General features: G+C 25.3%; 20 protein-coding genes. 11 read left to right on the forward strand and 9 right to left on the reverse strand.

From position 1 onward, the window contains the following. Positions 1-36: 36 nt before the first annotated feature. On the forward strand, positions 37-984 hold the full coding sequence (locus EGN60_RS01850) for a Cof-type HAD-IIB family hydrolase (RefSeq protein ID WP_124724395.1): 948 nt from the start codon (positions 37-39) through the stop codon (positions 982-984). 23 nt (positions 985-1,007) lie between these two features. Further along, the gene (locus EGN60_RS01855; protein ID WP_124724396.1) at positions 1,008-1,703 is read left to right on the forward strand and encodes a ribonuclease HIII; all 696 of its coding nucleotides are present in this window, start codon (positions 1,008-1,010) and stop codon (positions 1,701-1,703) included. A gap of 28 nt (positions 1,704-1,731) precedes the next feature. Here the strand turns inward: EGN60_RS01855 and EGN60_RS01860 are convergent, their stop codons facing one another. The 6 genes from EGN60_RS01860 to asnA form a co-directional block, all read right to left on the reverse strand. Continuing rightward, entirely contained in the window at positions 1,732-3,018 is a 1,287-nt protein-coding gene (locus tag EGN60_RS01860; RefSeq protein WP_334198898.1) for an ABC-F family ATP-binding cassette domain-containing protein, read from the reverse strand. Then, positions 2,988-3,344: an ATP-binding cassette domain-containing protein gene (locus EGN60_RS03650; RefSeq protein ID WP_334198899.1), complete on the reverse strand. Its 357-nt coding sequence runs from the start codon at positions 3,342-3,344 to the stop codon at positions 2,988-2,990. Before EGN60_RS03650 ends, EGN60_RS01860 begins: the two co-directional genes overlap by 31 nt. A gap of 93 nt (positions 3,345-3,437) precedes the next feature. Beyond that, on the reverse strand, positions 3,438-4,076 hold the full coding sequence (locus tag EGN60_RS01865) for a hypothetical protein (protein WP_124724397.1): 639 nt from the start codon (positions 4,074-4,076) through the stop codon (positions 3,438-3,440). Positions 4,077-4,223: 147 nt separating this feature from the next. Further along, entirely contained in the window at positions 4,224-4,763 is a 540-nt protein-coding gene (locus tag EGN60_RS01870) for a peroxiredoxin (RefSeq protein WP_124724398.1), read from the reverse strand. An 8-nt stretch (positions 4,764-4,771) separates the two neighbouring features. After that, complete coding sequence (gene metK / locus EGN60_RS01875) at positions 4,772-5,908, reverse strand: methionine adenosyltransferase (protein WP_124724399.1); 1,137 nt, start codon at positions 5,906-5,908, stop codon at positions 4,772-4,774. Between the two features lie 168 nt (positions 5,909-6,076). Then, positions 6,077-7,060 carry an aspartate--ammonia ligase gene (asnA, locus tag EGN60_RS01880; RefSeq protein ID WP_124724400.1) on the reverse strand — a complete coding sequence of 328 codons (984 nt, stop codon included), beginning with the start codon at positions 7,058-7,060 and terminating at the stop codon, positions 6,077-6,079. 60 nt (positions 7,061-7,120) lie between these two features. Here asnA and EGN60_RS03620 point away from each other — a divergent pair, with 60 nt between their 5' ends. Next, positions 7,121-7,243, forward strand: coding sequence for a hypothetical protein (locus EGN60_RS03620; RefSeq protein WP_281272058.1), 123 nt, complete (start codon positions 7,121-7,123; stop codon positions 7,241-7,243). 314 nt (positions 7,244-7,557) lie between these two features. After that, positions 7,558-7,866, forward strand: coding sequence for a hypothetical protein (locus EGN60_RS01885; protein ID WP_124724401.1), 309 nt, complete (start codon positions 7,558-7,560; stop codon positions 7,864-7,866). Positions 7,867-7,923: 57 nt separating this feature from the next. On the opposite strand, the gene EGN60_RS01890 is transcribed toward EGN60_RS01885, so the two are convergent. Then, complete coding sequence (locus tag EGN60_RS01890; RefSeq protein WP_124724402.1) at positions 7,924-9,105, reverse strand: phosphoglycerate kinase; 1,182 nt, start codon at positions 9,103-9,105, stop codon at positions 7,924-7,926. Between the two features lie 99 nt (positions 9,106-9,204). On the opposite strand from EGN60_RS01890, the gene EGN60_RS01895 reads away from it, so the two are divergent. Both EGN60_RS01895 and EGN60_RS01900 read left to right on the forward strand, forming a co-directional pair. Continuing rightward, positions 9,205-9,615, forward strand: coding sequence for a hypothetical protein (locus EGN60_RS01895; protein ID WP_124724403.1), 411 nt, complete (start codon positions 9,205-9,207; stop codon positions 9,613-9,615). Positions 9,616-9,624: 9 nt separating this feature from the next. Then, the gene (locus EGN60_RS01900) at positions 9,625-10,206 is read left to right on the forward strand and encodes a diadenylate cyclase (RefSeq protein ID WP_124724404.1); all 582 of its coding nucleotides are present in this window, start codon (positions 9,625-9,627) and stop codon (positions 10,204-10,206) included. A gap of 603 nt (positions 10,207-10,809) precedes the next feature. On the opposite strand, the gene EGN60_RS01905 is transcribed toward EGN60_RS01900, so the two are convergent. Next, the gene (locus tag EGN60_RS01905) at positions 10,810-11,505 is read right to left on the reverse strand and encodes a hypothetical protein (protein WP_124724405.1); all 696 of its coding nucleotides are present in this window, start codon (positions 11,503-11,505) and stop codon (positions 10,810-10,812) included. A gap of 246 nt (positions 11,506-11,751) precedes the next feature. On the opposite strand from EGN60_RS01905, the gene tuf reads away from it, so the two are divergent. Beyond that, on the forward strand, positions 11,752-12,945 hold the full coding sequence (tuf, locus tag EGN60_RS01910; RefSeq protein ID WP_124724406.1) for an elongation factor Tu: 1,194 nt from the start codon (positions 11,752-11,754) through the stop codon (positions 12,943-12,945). Positions 12,946-13,032: 87 nt separating this feature from the next. Here the strand turns inward: tuf and rmuC are convergent, their stop codons facing one another. Then, on the reverse strand, positions 13,033-14,472 hold the full coding sequence (gene rmuC, locus EGN60_RS01915; RefSeq protein WP_124724407.1) for a DNA recombination protein RmuC: 1,440 nt from the start codon (positions 14,470-14,472) through the stop codon (positions 13,033-13,035). A gap of 81 nt (positions 14,473-14,553) precedes the next feature. Between rmuC and EGN60_RS01920 the strand changes: the two genes are divergently transcribed. The 4 genes from EGN60_RS01920 to uvrA are packed head-to-tail and all read left to right on the forward strand — an operon-like array spanning position 14,554 to position 20,078. After that, positions 14,554-15,267, forward strand: coding sequence for a variable surface lipoprotein (locus EGN60_RS01920; protein ID WP_124724408.1), 714 nt, complete (start codon positions 14,554-14,556; stop codon positions 15,265-15,267). A gap of 12 nt (positions 15,268-15,279) precedes the next feature. Further along, entirely contained in the window at positions 15,280-16,191 is a 912-nt protein-coding gene (locus EGN60_RS01925; RefSeq protein ID WP_124724409.1) for a Cof-type HAD-IIB family hydrolase, read from the forward strand. A gap of 1 nt (position 16,192) precedes the next feature. After that, positions 16,193-17,257: a hypothetical protein gene (locus EGN60_RS01930; RefSeq protein WP_124724410.1), complete on the forward strand. Its 1,065-nt coding sequence runs from the start codon at positions 16,193-16,195 to the stop codon at positions 17,255-17,257. A gap of 1 nt (position 17,258) precedes the next feature. After that, positions 17,259-20,078, forward strand: a complete 2,820-nt coding sequence (uvrA, locus tag EGN60_RS01935) for an excinuclease ABC subunit UvrA (RefSeq protein ID WP_211324452.1) — start codon at positions 17,259-17,261, stop codon at positions 20,076-20,078. Positions 20,079-20,105: the final 27 nt, after the last annotated feature.

Below are 20,105 nucleotides of genomic sequence, written 5' to 3' on the forward strand. Positions count from 1 at the left end.
AATTTTTAATGAAATAAATTATTTTAAGGAGAAAAAATGGCTTTTAATAAAGACTCAAATCAAAGAAGATTCTTATTTGCTCTTGATTTAGATGGAACTCTTTTAGCTGATTCTGGTTTAGGAACAATTCATCCTGAAACTGAAAAAGCAATTAGAAGAGCCGTAGCAGAAGGTCATATTGTTTCAATAATTACTGGTCGTCCATGACGTAGTACTATGCCTATTTATGAAAAATTAGGTTTAAATGCTATTGTTGGTAATTATAATGGAGCACACATACACAACCCTGCAGATCCATTTTTTATTCCCACAATATCTTATTTAGACTTAAATGAAGTTTTATACATATTAGGGGATCAAAAAGTAAAACAAGAAATTTCAAACTATGCAATTGAAGGTCCTGACTGAGTTCAACTTATGCACAGAGACCCTCATTTAGAAAAAGTTTTCGGTTTTAATCAAGCAACAAAATTTAGGGAAAGTATTAACTTAGAAAAATTACCTCTTAAACCAACTGGAATTGTTTTTGATGCTAAACCAACTACAAACGTTTTAGAATTATTAACTTATTTAAAAAGAAGATATGGAGATTTAGGAGAATTTTCATCTTGATCAAAAGGTGAAGGATTAAGCCCTGTATTTGACATTACTTCTATTGGTGTTGATAAAGGAAAAGTTATTTCATTAATGATGAGATATTACAATATAGATATAAATGATACAGTTGTTATGGGAGATTCATATAACGACTTAAGTATGTATAGTATTGGAAATATAGGTGTTGCACCTGCAAACGCAGTTAATGAAATAAAAGAAATGTCAACAGTTGTTATGCCTCAAACAAATAAAGAAGGTGCAGTAGGACATTTTATTAATGCGTTTTTAGATGACCCTGAAAAATACATTCAAATGGGAATCGAAAAGAAATTAAAAACTAACCAAGTTAAAACAGTTGGAGCAGAAAACTTTTATTCTAAAAAATAAAATCACTAAAGAAAAAAATAATTATGACAAGTATCGAAGAAAAATATAAAAATTTTATTGGTATAGATGAAACTGGAGTAGGAGATTATTTTACACCCGTTGTTTCTGTAGCGTGTTATATAAAACCTGAATTTTATAATGAAATTTTAAATTCAGAAGTAAAAGATAGTAAAAAACTTTCTACTAAAAAAATAATTGAACTTTATGATTTTTTAAAAAACAAAGTTCATTATTCAAAAACACTATTAACACAAAGAGGATATAACAAATTAATTAATTCAAAAATTAATAACAATGAAATAAAGACTTTAATTCATAGCAATTCCTTGAATCAATTAGTAGCTAAAAATAATTTAGAAAACATACCAGTTTTAATAGATCAATATGTTGTATCTTGAGATATCTTGGAAAAACATTTTATTAAACTCAAAAATATTGACTGATTAAATTTTTCAAACCCAGTTTCTAAACTTTATTTAGAAACAAAAGGTGAAAGCAAATGCTTAGCAGTAGCTTGTGCATCCATTATTGCAAGATATTTATTGCTTGAACATATGAAAAGGCAAAATGAACTATATAACTTTAACTTTAAATTAGGTGCTTCTTTAGAAGTTGATAAACAAGCAGCTGAGTTTATTAAGTTACACGGTGAATCTAAACTTGCTTTAGTTGCAAAAATATCTTTTAAAACTACTGAAAAAGCAAAAAAATTATTATAAAAAAAGTGAGGTTGTAATAACCTCGCTTTTAATATCCCATAGCTTCTTCATATTCTTCAAGTGAACCATAAAATAAAAAGCTTTGTTTTGGTTTAATTTCTAAAATAACTGATGCACATTCTTTTATCATGGCTCTATTATATGTTGTAAAAATACATGAACTTTTGTAATTTTTTACAGCTTCAATTAAACTATCAATAGATTCTGAATCTAAATGATCTAATGGTTGGTCAAATACTAAAAAGTTGCTTTCTTCTAACATAAGTTTAGACATCATTAATCTAACTTTTTCACCACCACTTGTAACTGTTACATTTTTAAAAACACTGTCATTTGAGAAAAGCATTCTTCCTAAAAAGGCTCTCATTCTTGAATCACTATTATCTTTAGTTTCTTGAGTTGAGTTGTTTAATGGTCATTTACTAATTCATTCTAAAATTGTTTGAGATTCTAAAAAGTATTCTGAGTTATTGTTTGGAAAGTAATTAGGTTTGATTGTAATACCTCAGTTAACTGTTCCAGAAGTTGGTTTTCTTTTGCCCATTATTATTTCTAATAATCTAGTTTTTGCAATGTCATCATTTCCTATAATAACCATTTTATCACCAGGTCTAATTGTAAAACTTACGTTTTCAAATAATGTTTCACCAGCATCATTTACATAGGTTAGATTTTCAACTGATAAAATTTGTTTTCCAGGTGCTCTATTTAATTCAAAATTTATATATGGGTATTTTCTTGAAGAAGGTTTAAGTTCATCAATCACAATTTTGTCTAATAATTTTTTTCTACTTGTTGCTTGTTTTGATTTTGAAGCATTAGCAGAGAAACGAGCAATAAATTCTTTAAGTTTTTGAGCTTGTTCTTCTTTTCTTAAATTTTGTTTTTGTTGCATTTCGATTAATAACTGGCTTGATTGTTTTCAAAATGAATAGTTCCCAACAAACATTTTTGCTTCTGAATAATCAATATCAATAATATTTGTACAAATAGCATCTAAAAAGTCACTATCGTGAGAAACTACAATAACAATATTAGGGTAATCCATTAAAAAGTTTTCAAGTCATTTAATTGTTTTTAAATCTAGTCTGTTAGTTGGTTCGTCCATTATTAAAATATCTGGATTTCCAAATAATGCTTTAGCTAATAAAACTTTAACTTTTTCATTTGCTTTAAGTTCAGACATTTGAACATTTCATTTTTCAGGTTCAATTCCTAAATTTGATAAAAGTGTTTGGGCATCATTTTCAGCATTTCAACCACCCATTTCACCAAATTTTTCTTCTAAATGACTAGCTCTTTCATAATCTTCCATTGTTGCTTCAGGATTTTCATAAATTTTATTTTTTCTATATTTAATTCATAAAGTTCTTTATTTCCCATGATTACAACGTCAGTAACATTATAAGCATCATATTCGTTTTGATTTTGTGATAAAACACTCATTCTAGCATTTTTTTCTTTTACAATTTGACCTTCACTAGCTTCAACTTCGCCACTTAAAATTTTTAAAAAAGTTGATTTTCCAACACCATTAGCTCCAATTATTCCATAAACATTCCCAGGTAAAAATTTTAAATTAACATTGCTAAATAATTTTTTATCAGGAAATATTTTACTAATTCCACATACATCTAACATTTTTGCTCCTTTTTTTCTAAAGATAATCTTATAAATTATACAACAAAGAAATAAAAAACCAACCTAAAGGTTGGTAATAAAGCAAGATATTTATTAGTTAATATAAACTTTATATTCGCCATCTACTTTTGGAACATCAGAACCAGTTAAAGTTGTTACGTCAACTGTTCCGTCGCCAGCAAATTTAACGTGTAAATAATATCTTTTTGAACCATTTGCTTCTTCTCATTTGATAGCCGCAAATTTAACTTTTGGTCTTTCAACATTTTCTTTTTGATTATCAACATTTAACATAGAGTTAAATAAAGGTTCTAATAATTTTTCGTTTAATTTAGAGTTTTTAAAATTAATGTTTAAAACTTGATTTTCATCACCCTTATCAATAGATTTAGAATCTAATGAAAATTTAATAGTGTAAATATTGTTTCCAGTTTCATTTTTTACTTTTTTAGTGTATAAATATGGTCTGGTTGCCTGAGATGATAATTCATTTAGTTTATTAATTACTTCAGGTTTTTGATTTGCTAATATTTGTTCAGTGCTGTCTTTAAACATTTCTTTTAAAACTGTAATAGAATCTTTATTTTTTAATGATTCTAACACGTCTTTTTCTTCTTTATTTTCTTGCATTTTTGTTTTAGTTTCTTTTTTGCATGACAAGGCAATTAATGGTGTAGTTAAAGCTATACCTAGAGTAGATAAAGATAATAAATATTTTGCAGATTTTTTCATATCAGTCCTTATAAAATTTTAATTTTGATTGTAGTAATCATTTTTATTATACAAAAAGTTTTTTGTCTAATTTTAAGAATGTTTTAATTTTTTTGCTTTTAAAAAATTTGCAAAATTTATTAATTTTAAGTTAAAAAAATAATGCACTTAAGCATTATTTTTCACTCTAATTAAGTTGTTATTTAAACATGCATTATGGTTTTCTGAAACATATTTAGCAGCTCTTAATTTTCTAATTAATTCAAAACTATCTCTAATAATTGGTGTATCGCTAACCTCTAATGCTTTAATAATTCCTTCTGGATTTATAATATATGAAGCTCTATAACTTATACCTTTTTCTTCAATGTAAATCCCTAATTCTTTAGATAATTTAGCATTTTTATCAGCTAACATAGGATATTCTACTTTATTAATTTCTTTATCAAAATCATGTCATGCTTTATGTGTATAAACGCTGTCGTTTGAAACTACTAAAATTTGAGCACCTTCTTTTCTAAATTCTTCATAATTTTGTTGAAGTTCAATTAATTCAAAAGGACAAACTCCTGAAAAATCAGCAGGATAATAGCATAACACTGTTCATTTCCCTTTTAAATCATCATTTTTAAAACTTCTATTAATTTTATTTTCATAAAAAGATACTAACTCAAATTGAGGGAATTCTTTATTAATTAGTTGTGACATATAATCTCCTATTTTTTAAAATAATCTTGTATTTTGTTTATAGCATTTAATTCTTCTCAAGGTAAATTAAGATCTAATCTACCAAAATGCCCAAATGAAGCAGTTTGTAAATAAATAGGTCTTAATAAATCTAATGTTTTAATTATACCTTCAACACTTAAATCAAAGACAGAATAAATCATATCAATAATTTCTTTTTCAGAATATTTTGAACTATTAAACGTATCAACATAAATTGATTGAGGACGAGGTAAACCTATTGCATATGAAAGCTGTATTTCACATTTTTTTGCTATTTTTGCAGCTACTATATTTTTAGCAATATATCTAGCCATATATGCTGCTGAACGATCTATTTTTGTTGCATCTTTTCCTGAAAATGCTCCGCCACCGTGATGAGCAAAACCACCATAAGTATCAACTATAATTTTTCTTCCAGTTAAACCAGTATCTCCAACTGGGCCTCCAATTACAAAACGTCCTGTTGGATTAATTAAAATTTCATAATCATTATTAAATTTATGAGCTTTTAAAACATACTCAATTATTTCTTTTTTAATAAATTCTTTAAATTTTTTCTCATCATAATTGTTATCATGTTGAATACTCATTAATACTTTTTTAACTTCAAATTTATTTGTTTCATCATCATATTCAATTGTTACTTGGCTTTTCATATCGCTTTTTGCATATAGAAATTTATGTGATAGACGTAAAGTTTCTGCCCTTTTTACAAGTTCATGAGCTAAAACAATACTTCAAGGCATAAAATATTTATTTTCATCAGTTGCATAACCAAATAAAATACCTTGATCACCAGCACCTAATTCATGTTCTTCTGATTTATTGACACCTAAAGCTATATCATTACTTTGAGGAATAATTCCATTCATAATTGTAAAATCAGTTTCACTATAACCTAATGGTTTTAAAACTTTTCAAGCCTCTTTAACTGTGTCTACATAAGATTTAGTTGTAATTTGACCTCCAATATAGATAATATTGTTGTTAGCTAAAACATCACAAGCAACTCTAGCATGTGGGTCATGTTTTAATAAAGCGTCTAATACTGCGTCACTAATTTGATCACAAATTTTATCAGGGTGTCCTGCTCCGACGCTTTCTGATGTAAGTAATTTTTTCATAAAAATAAAAACCTTTCTTACATAGAGAAAGGTTTTAAATTTAACAATATACATGTTAGATAAATCCCTCACTATCCACCTTACTTTTATGCAGGTTGGCATGCTTCAACGCCGCTAGGCTCAGCAACTCTCTATGTATTATAAATAATAATATATATTATAACCAAACTATAAGATTTTTGTTTGATTTTCTTTTGCAATTTCTAAAGTTTCATTGTCTCATACACTAACTTGAACTTCACCAATATGTTTTTTTTCTAATAAAAACATTGCTATTCTACTTTGGCCAAGACCACCACCAATTGTAAATGGTAAAACTTCATTTATTAGTTGTTTATGAAAAGGGCTGATTTTTTCAATTTCTTCATTTGAAAGTTTATATTGTTTTTTTAAAGCAACTGAATCAACTCTAATTCCCATTGAACTTAATTCTAAAGCTTTGTCGTTTTGTTCATCATAAACAATTAAATCGCCATTTAATTCTCAATCATCATAATCTTTAGCTCTTTTTGAATGAGGTTCTCCATCTTTTAAAGGATATCCTATTCTATAAATAAAAGCAGCTTTATTTTCTTTTATAAATTTATTCTCTCTTTGTTCTGCATTTACATTTGGATATAATTCATATAACTCTTCAGAAGAAATAAATACTAATTTTTCAGGTAATTTATTTTTTAAAAAAGGATAAATATGATTAATCTTTTTTTCTGTTATTTTTAAAGCTGAATAAATTTTATTTACTATTCTTTTTAAAAATCTTATGTTTCTATCTTTTTTATTTATTACTAATTCTCAATCTCATTGATCTACATAAAATGAATGTTTATAATCTAAATCTTCTTCACGTCTTATAGCATTCATATCAGTATACAAACCTTCATAAACATTAAATCCATAACGATATAATGCATCTCTTTTTCATTTTGCAAGTGAGTGAACTATTTCTAAATTATCTTCTATATTTTTAGCTTTAAATCTAACTGGTTCTTCACCGTTTAATCCATCATTTAATCCGCTTTTAGTTCTAACAAATAAAGGAGCTGATACTCTAACTAAATTTAGTTTTCTTCTTAAATTATGAGAAAAAAAATCTTTTAACTTTTCAATTGCATATTGAGTTTGTTTTAAATCTAAATAATCTTTTTTATACATGTAATTAATTTTAGCAAATATATTAAATATTTATTATGAGTTTTAAAATATAATTAAATTATGGATAAAAATGAGTTTTGAAAATCTAAATCAAAAGAATTAGTATTTTTATTATTAGATCTTTTTAAAGAAAATAAGTTTTATTATTCATTATGTTCTATTTTTAATAAAAGAATGAAGTAGTAGATAAACTAAGAAAATTTCTTTTTAAAAATGCATTAATTGAAGAAAAAAGATTAAATCATGATTTTTATATTGATGTTCTTAAAGAAGAGCATGTCATAGTTTTGGGAGGCATAGTTGAAGAATTAACAAAAAACGTCCTTTTTTAGAATTTTGATAATAAAATTCAATATAAAGAAGCAGAGACTAATTTTAATTTTTTTGCTAATTTAGCATTTGAAACTTATAATATTATTTTACTTGGAAGATGTGGAAAAAAATATACTCAAGAAATTTTAGACCATAAAGAAATAATTTTAAAAAAAGCAATATATTTGTCAAAAATTTCCTTGAATTTAATTTATAAAGAATTTAAAGAAATTAAAACTATTAATACTCATCCTATAATGAATATAGTTTTTGAAGAAATTAATTTTTACCTTTTAGCAGATAGTGATTTATTAATTAATAACTGTTTAATAGATTTTAAAAATTTAAATGCTCCTCTTTTAAGATCGACAGCAAAAGCACAACTATTTGGATATGGTCTTTTTTATTACTATTTAAATAATAAAAGTTTTGATAAAATTTATTATTTAAATTCTAGATTCAATCTTTTAAAAGAACTTAAATTGCCAAAATAAAATTTCATTCTAAATCAGAATGAAATTTTTAATTTTAATTAATATTTTATTTATCATTTATAATTCAATGCCAGGTAATTTATTTCCTTGAACAAATTCTATTGATGCTCCACCACCTGTTGAAATAAAACTAAATTTAGATTGGAAACCTAATTTATTAATAGCTGAAACAGAGTCTCCTCCACCAACTACTGAATATGCTTCTTCATTATTTGCAATTGCAATAGCAATGCCTTTTGTTCCAGCTTCATAGTTTGAAAATTCAGTAACACCGGCAGGCCCATTTCAGAAAATTGTTTTTGCATCTTTAATGATTTCTTCAAATACTTTAACTGATTCAGGACCAATGTCTAATCCCATGTAACCTTCTGGAATGTTAGGGTTTTTTGAAGTTGTATATTCTGGTTTATTATCAGCGAAATCTTTAGTATAAGCATTGTCAACTGGTAAAACAATTTTATCACCATATTTTTCTAAATATTCTTTAGCCATTTCAACTTTATCTTCTTCAAAAATACTTGTACCAATTTCATAGCCTAGAGCTTTTCTAAATGTATAAGCCATTCCACCAACAACTAATACTTTATCAGCAACTTCAAATAATTTAACTAGAACTTTAATTTTATCACTTACTTTAGCTCCACCAATTATTGCAACATAAGGTCTTTTAACATCATTCATTAATCTTGATAAATGACTTACTTCATCATGCATTAAAAATCCTAATGCAGATTCTTTAATAAAGCTTGGAATTCCATAAGTTGAAGCGTGAGCTCTATGAGCTGTACCAAAAGCGTCATTTACATAAATATCAGCTAATGAAGCTCAGTATTTTGCTAACTCTTCATTGTTTGATGATTCAGCTTTATCATTTAAATCTTCAAAACGTGTGTTTTCTAGCATTACAAGATCACCAGGTTTTAAGTTTTTAGCAGCTTCATTTACTAAATCACCTCTGGTTTGAGCTATGAATTTAACTTCTCTATTCATAATTTCAGCTAATTTTTTAGCAACTGGAGCTAAGGTTTTAGTTGCTTTATCTTCTTCTACTTTAACTCTTCCTAAATGTGAAAGTAAAATAACTCCTGCTCCGTTTTCTAATAAATAGTTAATTGTAGGTAAAGCGGCATCAATTCTTTTTGTATCCATTACTTTGCCATCAGCAATAGGAACATTGAAATCTACTCTTAAAATAACTTTTTTATTTGCTAAATTAAGATCTTTAATAGTTTTTTTCATAATTTTAACTTCTCTCCTTATAAAATTACATATATATTTTAAACTCTATTAAATAAAATATTATAATATTTTCTATAAAATATGTATGGGAGAAAAATTATGGCTAAAATTTTACATGCACAAAAGCAAAAAGATACACGAACTTTAAAATATGACCCAGAAAAGGATAATCTTTCAAGAGTTATAGCTGAATTTCAACATTATAAAAAAGATGCCCATTTTTATAAAGATTATTCAGAAATAGAAGTTTTTTCATATTTTAAAGAAATTCGTTGAATGAAAACAATGGACGAAAAAAATGAAAATGTTGTTTTAGAATCAACAAATCGTCAAAATAAATTAAAAATAAAATATGATAGCTACATTGAATACGAAAAATGATCTGATTCTCCACAGGCACAAAAAACTAGACCATTACCAATGATATGAAAAATAGCTATTTTAGCAATTTCAGTAACAATAATTATTCTTATGTTAATTTTTATTATCGCACTTAATAAATACTTATAGGAAAAAAATATGCAAGACATTCTTTTATATATCATCTTATCAATTGTTTTAATAATCACTATTTTAATGGTGGTTAATTATTCTATTAAATGGGGACGTGATTTAAAAGTTAATAAATCTGCCAAAAGATCATTAGGTGAATCAACTAAGTTGAGAATAGTTTATCAATTAAAAGAAGCTATTAAATTTTTAGCTAAAACAAAAACTGGAGCTATTATTACAATTGAAAACAAAGATAATTTAGACATGTTAAGAACTGATGGAATTATTATTGATGCAAATATATCATCTTCTTTAATAATTTCAATATTTAATAAACACTCGCCTTTACATGATGGGGCAATAATAATAAGAAATAATAAATTATATTATGCAGCTACATATTATAAAATAACAAAAAAATCTATTGATAACCGTTATGGTGCTAGACATAGAGCTGCAATGGGAATTTCAGAAATTTGTGATGCAACTACAATTGTAGTCAGCGAAGAAAATGGTGGAATAACTATTGCTAAAGGTGGAATTTTTACTCCTATTTTATTAGATAATTTACAAGAAACATTAGGTGCAATATTTAAAGAAAACGATTAAAAATATAACTCACTTTACGTAAGTTATATTTTTTTAATCTTTTTTTATATAAATAAAAGCTAAAAAAGTAACTAAATATTTTCTGTATCTTTTATTATTTTTAATGTATAAGATGTTTTAAAAATGTACATTAAGGCTAATACAATTTAAATACTATTTAAAAATACATAAATATATATTTGAATACAAAAGATTGCATTATTTTATAACAATTAATAATTAATAAACAACTAAAAAAGATTAAAAATATTAATGTTGTTATAAACAAATCTAAAATAAAATTAATATTTCTTAACTTTTTTATTTTTATAAGGTATTTATTTAATTAAATTTAATTAAAACAACCTCTAAAAATAAAAGTAATAAAATAGTAAATATTTTTTTAAACTTTTTAATTTGTTTTAACTAAATAAGTAATGGTTTGTAAAATTCTATGCTACATTTTTTAATTCTTTTATATTAAGTTTTATAAGTTAATTTATGTTTGTTTTACATAATAATTACTTAATTTTTTTATACTTGTAACTTTATTAATTATGAATAATTAAAAATCCTTTAAAATTGTATTTTCAAACAATTTTAAAGGATAATTTAAATAATTTTTTAAGCTAAATTTTCAAATAATCAGTCGCTATTATTTTCTCTAAGTTTTTTATTTGCTTTAATATATCAAATATAAATATTGGCTAAATCATTTCTTGTTAAAGATGTTTTTTCATTATTTAATATTTGTTCTACTAAAGTATATTCATCTAAACTTAGTTCTCTATAATATCTTTCAATTTCTCTTGAACCACTTGAAACTTCATCAATTGTATTTGTATGATATAGTTGAACTCTTTCGGCTGTATTGTCTTCAAAAATAGCTTTTTTTAGTTCTTTATAAATTCCAAAATTTTCATTTTCTTCTGCTTCTTTTAATTCTCTTAAAACTTCTTTTACTTTATTAAATAGTTCTAATGGAAGATCTTGGTTTTGTTTATATATAAATGTAAATTCAATTTGTCCATCTTTTTTATTTTGAATAAAAATTCCGTCAGGATGTTCATTAAAAATATGAACTAATTTGTTAAGTTTAATAAAAACTGGTTTTAATTTTTCATCTCTAAATTTTTCAAAAGTTAAAGTTTCTTTATTTTCTTTATTTTCTTTTTCTAGAAAATCACTTTTGTTTTGTATTTCTTTATTTTCTAAATCCTTTTTTAATTCTTTATCTTTATTTTTTATACAAGAAAGTGCAACAAAAGGCACTAATGTGGGCATTGCTAATAAAAACACAGTTTTAAGTTTAATTTTCATATTGCTCCTAAAATAAATATAGTTTAATTTTAACATATAAAAATTTAATTAAGAAATTAATTATTTTAGTCAAAAGATAATATTAATATTTTTTAAAATAAAACTCTTATTTTTGTTAAAATATTTAAATATAAAATGCTTTTGGACAGGACATAGATGCAAGGCTATGCTTAGGTAGGTTAAACGCGTTTAATCAAACATATAAAAAAATATAATAAAATTTTTATTTTTAAGAAAGGATTTAAAATGGCAAAATTAGATTTTGACCGTTCAAAACCACACGTAAATATTGGTACAATTGGTCACGTTGACCACGGTAAAACAACATTAACTGCTGCTATTGCTACAGTTTTATCTAAAAAAGGTTTATCAGAAGCTCGTGATTACGCTTCTATCGATAACGCACCAGAAGAAAAAGCACGTGGTATTACTATTAATACATCACACATTGAATATCAAACAGAAAAACGTCACTATGCACACGTTGACTGTCCAGGTCACGCTGACTATGTTAAAAACATGATTACAGGTGCTGCACAAATGGATGGTGCTATCTTAGTTGTTGCTGCAACAGATGGTCCTATGCCTCAAACACGTGAACACATTCTTTTAGCAAAACAAGTTGGTGTTCCTAAAATCGTTGTTTTCTTAAACAAAATTGACATGTTTAAAGATGACGAAAGAGAAGAAATGGTTGGATTAGTAGAAATGGACGTTCGTGGATTACTATCAGAATACGGTTTTGATGGTGACAACGCTCCTGTTATCGCTGGTTCAGCTTTAAAAGCTTTACAAGGTGATCCAGTTTATGAAGAAAACGTTATGCAATTAATGGATGCAGTTGATTCATACATCGATGAACCTAAACGTGAAACAGATAAACCATTCTTAATGGCTATCGAAGACGTTTTCACAATTACAGGACGTGGAACTGTTGCAACAGGTAGAGTTGAACGTGGTGTTCTACAATTAAACGAAGAAGTTGAAATCGTTGGTTTAAAAGAAACCAAAAAAACAGTTGTTACTGGAATTGAAATGTTCAGAAAGAACTTAAAAGAAGCTCAAGCTGGAGATAACGCTGGTTTATTACTACGTGGTGTTGACAGAGATGATATCGAACGTGGACAAGTTTTAGCTAAACCTAAATCAATCGTTCCTCACACAGAATTCGAAGCTGCAGTTTACGTTCTTAAAAAAGAAGAAGGTGGACGTCACACTCCATTCTTTAAAAACTACAAACCTCAATTCTACTTCAGAACTACAGACGTTACAGGTGGTGTTGAATTCCACGAAGGACGTGAAATGGTTATGCCTGGAGATAACGTAGAATTAAAAGTTACTTTAATTTCACCAATCGCTGTTGAAGAAGGAACAAAATTCTCTATCCGTGAAGGTGGTAGAACTGTTGGGGCTGGTTCAGTTATTAAAATTATTAAATAATTGAATTTTAACCAATTTTAAACAAATAAAAAAAAGCAAACTCATACTCATAAAAAAATATTGCAATTTATTGTTGCAATATTTTTTCTATTCATTTTCTTCTATAGAGTCTGGAGTTACTTCTTCAATATCTGCTAAATCTGATAATTCTTCTTCACTTTTTTGTATTACTATTTTTTTATTAAGTCCAATTCTTTTAGCTTTATCATTTAATACTTTTATTGTTGAATTTAATTTGTTTTGAGCTATTCTTACACTATCACGGGCTTTATCCATTTGTTTACCAGCTGAAGTAAATTTATCATTTATAATTTGATAGTTTTCAAATACATTTATAAATAAATTTTTAATAATATTAACATTTTTGGTAATTTTTATAATAGCAGCATTTGATCTTATTAATTCTAAAAATGGCATTATAGATAAAGGACTTGTTATTCAAACTTTGTCTAATTTTCCATTTTCAAATCTTTCATCCTTAATTACTTCATTAAATAATTTTTGACTTGGAATATATAAAATAGCATAATCAGTTGTTAAACCAGGAATAATATATTTTTTTTGTATATCTTTTGCTTGTTTTACAACAGCATCAACTATTTTTTTAATCTCTTCACTATATACTTTTTCATCATCTATTTTATCAAGTGACCCAATTAATGAACCTAAAACGAATTTTGAATCTATTGGAAGTCAAATATCACTTTCTAATTCTTTATCAGCTTCAATTTTTATAGCAAAATCTACAATTTTTCTCTTTTCTTTTTCTTCTTCACTTAAATCACTTAGATTCTCAATCATTTCAGAACTTTTTAAGTCAATTTGTTCTTTTCAAATAATTCCTGTGTCTCTAAAATAACTATCTAAAATTCCTTTAAGTTGTCTTTCTCCTCAGTTTCCTCTTGATTTATTTTCAATAAATATTTTATTCATTAAAGTCATATCACTTTGAACGTTATCAATTTTTGAGGCTTTATCATAAACTTGTTGTATATCACTTGAAATTTTGTTTAAATCGTTTTCTAATTTTTTAATTAACTCAGTTTTTAAATGTTCATCTATTTCATTTTTTATTCTTAAAAGAGTTTCAGTATTTTTTTGAGTTATCTTTTCAAACTCTTCATTTATAGTTTTTATAATCTTTTCTTTAAGCTTTTCAATACTAAAAGTTTGAGTTTTAATTTGGTTTACTATATTAGAAAAGTTATTTGAAATAATTTCATTATTTTCTTTTAAATTAATCTTAAGATTTTCACTTATTTTATCTTTTCACTCATTATTTAGTTTATTATCTAAATGTGTGTATTGTTTGTCTATTAAATTTTCAATTTTTAATATCTTAGCTTCAATTTCACGCAATAAATCAGCATGTTTTAACTCTTGCACTTCTAATAATTTTTTTGTTAATGTTTCATTTAAATTATTGCTTTTATTCTTAAAATAAATAAAGCTAAATGTAACAAAAACAATTAAAGAAACTAAAAGCAAAGCAATTAAAGCTAATAAAACTGCAAATATTGTAGTCATTATTTTTCCTCCTGTTTGTATTATATATGATAGTTTTTTAAATAATTTTTTTTGATTAAATTTAGTAAAATTTAATTAATTATGAAATTAAAAAAATTATTATTAACTTCCACTTTATTACCAATTGCAACAATTCCTACTGTTGCAATTTCATGTAATAAAGAATTAAAAGAACTAAATGAAAATCAAATTCCATTACCTAAAGATGGAAATTTAGCTAAATCTCAAGCTATAAAATCACTATTTTCAAAAATAAACTTTAATGATTTTTCTTCTAATTTATTTCCAAAAGATTTAGAACATTACCATCAAGAAGATTATTATAAAAAGTTTGCTGAAAAATGATACTTTGATGAGAATTTTAAAGACATAAGTGATGCTAAGAAAATAGACAAAATTGAGTTTTTAGATCCTAATTCAAAATTTATAGGTGAATTAAAAAAACAAAATTTATATGAGTTTTTTAATGAAAATTTTGAAATTAGATTAAGAACAGCATATAGACAATTAAGAATAGTTTTATTTCTATTTTTAATTCCTAAATCAGAAGCAAAAAGAGTTAATGAACTTGATAATATTGAATATTTTAACTTTAAGTTTTATGCTACAAAATATAATGAACTTTTATTAGAACAGTTTAATACTGAATATAATACTCCAGAAACAACATATAAAAAAGTCTTTAAAATTTTAGGTTATGTTGTTCCGACTGTTGCAATTGGTGGAATAATTTTATACATTACAATAATGGTTATATTAAAGAAAAAAAGAGAAAAGAATTTAAAAAGAAAATAAAAAGAGGTAATTATGAATATTGATTTAAAAACTACAAATGATAAAAAACCAGTTATTTTTTCAGACGTTGATGGTACTATTTATCGCTTATTTGATTTAAAAAAAGAAGTTATTAAAGATGTTGAATTTGCTTTATCTCAAGGAGCTGATTTTAATATTTGTACAGGAAATCCAGTTCAGCAAAGAATGTTTTGATTAATTGATGAACTAAAAGCAAATTATTTAATAGGATCATCTGGTGCACAAATTTATGACTGTAAAAATTCAAAAATAGTTAAATCATGACATATTAATAAATCTTTAGTTAATGAAGTAGTTAAAATTGCTAAAGAAAACAATATTCAAGGTTTTTTATGAGATGATAATCAATATTTTTATTTACTTGAAGAAAAAAAAATTAAAAATGAAGTTTTTGAATATCATTTTTTAGATGACATAACTCGCCAAAACTATCCTCAACTTTTTATAAAAGATGATTTTGAAGCTGTTAAAATAGAACTATATAATAATGATGTTGCTGAAGATGAAAGATATTCAAATCAAATGTTTGAATTATTTAAACATTTAGAAAACGATTTAACAATCATTATTACTAATTATGGTTTAGAAATATCTCCAAAAGGTATTGATAAAGGTTCAGCTATTAAATGAATGATAGAAAATATATATAATCAATATGATCTAAAATTAGAAGACGTTATGGCTATTGGTGATAGTAATAATGATGTTCCTATGCTTCAAATAGTTGGTTATTCTTATGCTATGGCTAACTCTTCAAAACAAGCCTTAAAATCTGCTAATTATTTCACTAGTTCAGTTGAACAAAATGGTCTTGGTGAAGCTGTATTAGATTATTTATATAGATTAAAAAATATAGTAAAAAAATATATGTTACATGAATTTGAAAATATAGAAAGGAAATAAAATGGTTAATGATATTTATGGTTGAAATTATGATATAACAATTAAAGAATCTGATGTTTTATTAGATCCTTATGAATATAAAGAATTTAAAACTAATACTCCTTTTAATTTTTCTGAAATAAATCAGACAATTAGTAGCAGTTTAAATTATCAAGATTTTTGAGATTTCTTTTCTGATGTTTTAAATTTAAAAGAAATAACTAATTCTTGATGATTTACTATAAATAAAAAATGAACAGTATTTAATTTGCCTTTAAACGATGAACAATTTTTTTCAAATAATGCAATAGACAATTCAACCGCTTTAATAAGTATTTTTAGAATTTTAGAGTCCAAAAAAGAAACAAATTTTAAATTAAATATTCTTTTAAAAAATAACTATTTATTATCTTTTGATATATTTGCAAAAAGCAATTATTCAAAAGGTGAAATAATAAAACAAAATAATATTGAAAAAATTAAACAAATAAAATTTGAATTAGATGCTGAAAAATTTGCTGTTTATCCTGAAAATGAACTTAAAAAAATTGAAAAAAATTTAAATTATAAAAAAGGTGCTTTTATATATAAAATAAATGCCTATTCAGGTTATTTAAATTTTTTAAAAAGAGCTAAAGAAAAAGGCGCTGGTGATTTGACTTTTCCTTGTGAATTAAGAGCAAATTATGAAGAAGATGTTTGAAGTTCTGAAGCAATAGAAAAAAACCAACAAGCTCATTTAAATAAAGATAATCAAAGTAAAGAAAAACCAAAATTACAACCAGAAGACATTGAATTTCCTGAATGAAATAATCCTTTTGAAATTTCACCTGAAAAAATGTTTGATGAATTATATAATGCAGCAAAAGATATGGGTCTTGACGAAGACAAAATAGAAGACTTTATTAGAAAAACTTTTGACGAATTTGATAATTTAGGAATAGATGATTCAGAAAACAAACAAGAAATCAGAGAAATGCTTGAAGAATATTTAAAAAAGACAATTGAAAAGAAACATAATAGCAAAAAATTTGAAGTTAAACCTAAACCAAAAAAAGAAAATCCTGATCCAGGGGAAGTAAATTAATATGAATGAAAAAATAATAATTAAAGGTGCTAAAGAAAACAATTTAAAAAATATTAGTTTAGAAATTCCTAGAAATAAATTTGTTGTTTTTACAGGTTTAAGTGGTTCTGGAAAAAGTTCGTTAGCTTTTGACACAATTTATGAAGAAGGAAGAAGAAGATACGTAGATAGTTTATCAAACTATGCTAAACAATTTTTAGGTGGAACTAAAAAACCAGATGTTGAAAGTATTGAAGGTTTAAGTCCTGCAATTTCAATTGAACAAAAAACAGTTCACAATAATCCAAGAAGTATTGTGGGAACTGTTACTGAGATTTATGATTATTTACGTTTACTTTATGCAAGAATTGGAAAACCATTTTGTCCTAATCATAAACAAGAAATTACAGCTCAAAAATCAAGAGATATAATTAATAGCGTTTTTAAATATCCTAAAGGAGAAAAAATTTATATTTTGGCTCCTTTAGTTTCTAATGCAAAAGGTTCTCATCAAACTTTATTAGCGAGATTAAAAAGAGATGCCTATGTTAGAGTAAAAATTAATGATGAAATTGTGCATTTACAAGAAACAGAAATTAATTTAGATAAAAACAAACGTTGAAATATCGATTTAGTTGTAGATAGAATTATTCTAGATGAAGATATGCATTCAAGAGTTGCTGAAGCAATTGAAATTGCTTTAAAAGAATCAAATGGTTTAGTAACTATTGAGGCAGTTGGCAAAGAAAAAAATACTTTTTCAATTTTTCATAGTTGCGATAAAGGCGATTTTGATATGCCTAAAATTGAACCTAGACTTTTTTCATTTAATTCACCCAATGGAATGTGTGAACAATGTAAAGGACTAGGAGTTTTACAAAGAGTTGATTTTGATTTAGTTTGTCCAGATGATAAACTTTCAATAAATCAAGGCGCACTTTTATACTATAAAAACTTTTTAAATACTCCAAATCTTGAATGGCAAGAGTTTGATAAGCTTTTAAAATTTTATAAAATTGATAAAGACAAACCAATTAGAGAATTAACTGATCAACAAATTAACTATATTAAATATGGTTCTGATCAAGAAATTTCATATATTATGGTTTCTGAAAGCGGAAACAGATACGAAAGAACTAAATATATTGAAGGTTTAGTTGATAAAATAGAAAGAAAATATTTAGAAACTAATTCAAATGATTCAAGAATTTATTTATCAAAATATATGGCTGATTTACCATGTAATCTATGCCATGGAAAAAGATTAAATAAATATGCTTTAGCTACTAAAATTTCTAATTTAGATATATATGAAATGTGCAATAAATCAATTGAAGAACTGAACTTAATTTTTCAATCTATGGAACTTTCGGATATAGAAAAAGAAATCAGTGGTCTAATTTTAAATGAAATTAAACATAGAATTGAATTTTTAATAAATGTAGGTTTACAATATCTAACTTTAAATAGAAAAGCTGAAACATTAAGTGGTGGAGAAGCACAAAGAATTAGATTAGCAACTCAAATAGGAGCTAATTTAACTGGAGTTTTATATGTTTTAGATGAACCTTCAATTGGTTTACATCAAAAAGACAATGAAAAGCTTTTAGCTTCTTTAAGAAAAATGGTTGATATAGGTAATAGTTTAATTGTTGTCGAACATGACGAAGATACAATTAGACAAGCTGATTTTATTGTCGATATTGGTCCTAAAGCTGGTGAACATGGCGGAGAAGTTGTTGCTATTGGTAAACCAGAAGACATTAAAAATAATTTAAATAGTATTACTGGCCAATATTTATCGGGTGCTTTAAAAATAGAAGTACCTAAAAAAAGACGTTCAGGTAATGGAAAAGTTTTAACTTTAAAAAATGCTAAAACTAATAATTTAAAAAACGTTACAGCAACATTTCCACTTGGTAAATTTATTGCTGTAACTGGAGTTAGTGGTTCTGGAAAATCAAGTTTATTAAATGAAGAATTAGTAGTTCATTTAAATTCTTATTTAAATTCAAACACTTATGATTTAAGACATGATGAAAAATTAGTGGGTCAAGTTAATATTGATAAATTAATTGAAGTTAATCAAAATCCTATAGGAAGAACACCACGTTCAAATCCTGCAACTTACACAGGTGTTTTTGATGATATTAGAGATATTTTTGCTAATGTTGAAGAATCAAAAATACGTGGTTATACAAAATCAAGATTTTCTTTTAATGTTGCCGAAGGGAGATGCGATAAGTGTCAAGGTGATGGATTAATCAAAATCGAAATGCATTTTTTACCTGATGTTTATGTAAAATGTGATCACTGTGATGGCAAGAGATATAAACTTGAAACTTTAGAAATTAAATATCATGGTAAAAGTATAAGTGATGTATTGGATATGACTATTGAACAAGCTTATGCATTTTTTATAAATCGTTCTTCTATTAGAGAAAAACTTCAAATTTTATTAGATGTGGGTTTGGGTTATATTCAATTAGGTCAAAACGCCACAACATTAAGTGGTGGAGAAGCACAAAGAGTTAAGTTAGCTACTTATTTACAAAAAAAACCTACCGGAAAATCTTTATATATTTTAGATGAACCAACAACAGGTCTTCATAGCTATGATGTTCAAAATCTTTTAAATGTTTTAAATAGAATTGTAGATAATGGAGATACTGTAATAGTTATAGAACATAATTTAGATGTGATTAAGTGTGCTGATCATATTATTGATTTAGGTCCTGATGGAGGAGTTGGTGGTGGAAGAATTATTGCTACAGGTACTCCTGAACAAGTTGCAGAAAATGAAATATCTTATACTGCAGAATTTTTAAGAAAGATATTATAAATAAAAGTTCTAAATTTTAACAAAATT

Source organism: Mycoplasma struthionis (genome assembly GCF_003855455.1).
Lineage (GTDB): Bacteria > Bacillota_I > Bacilli_A > Mycoplasmatales > Metamycoplasmataceae > Metamycoplasma > Metamycoplasma struthionis.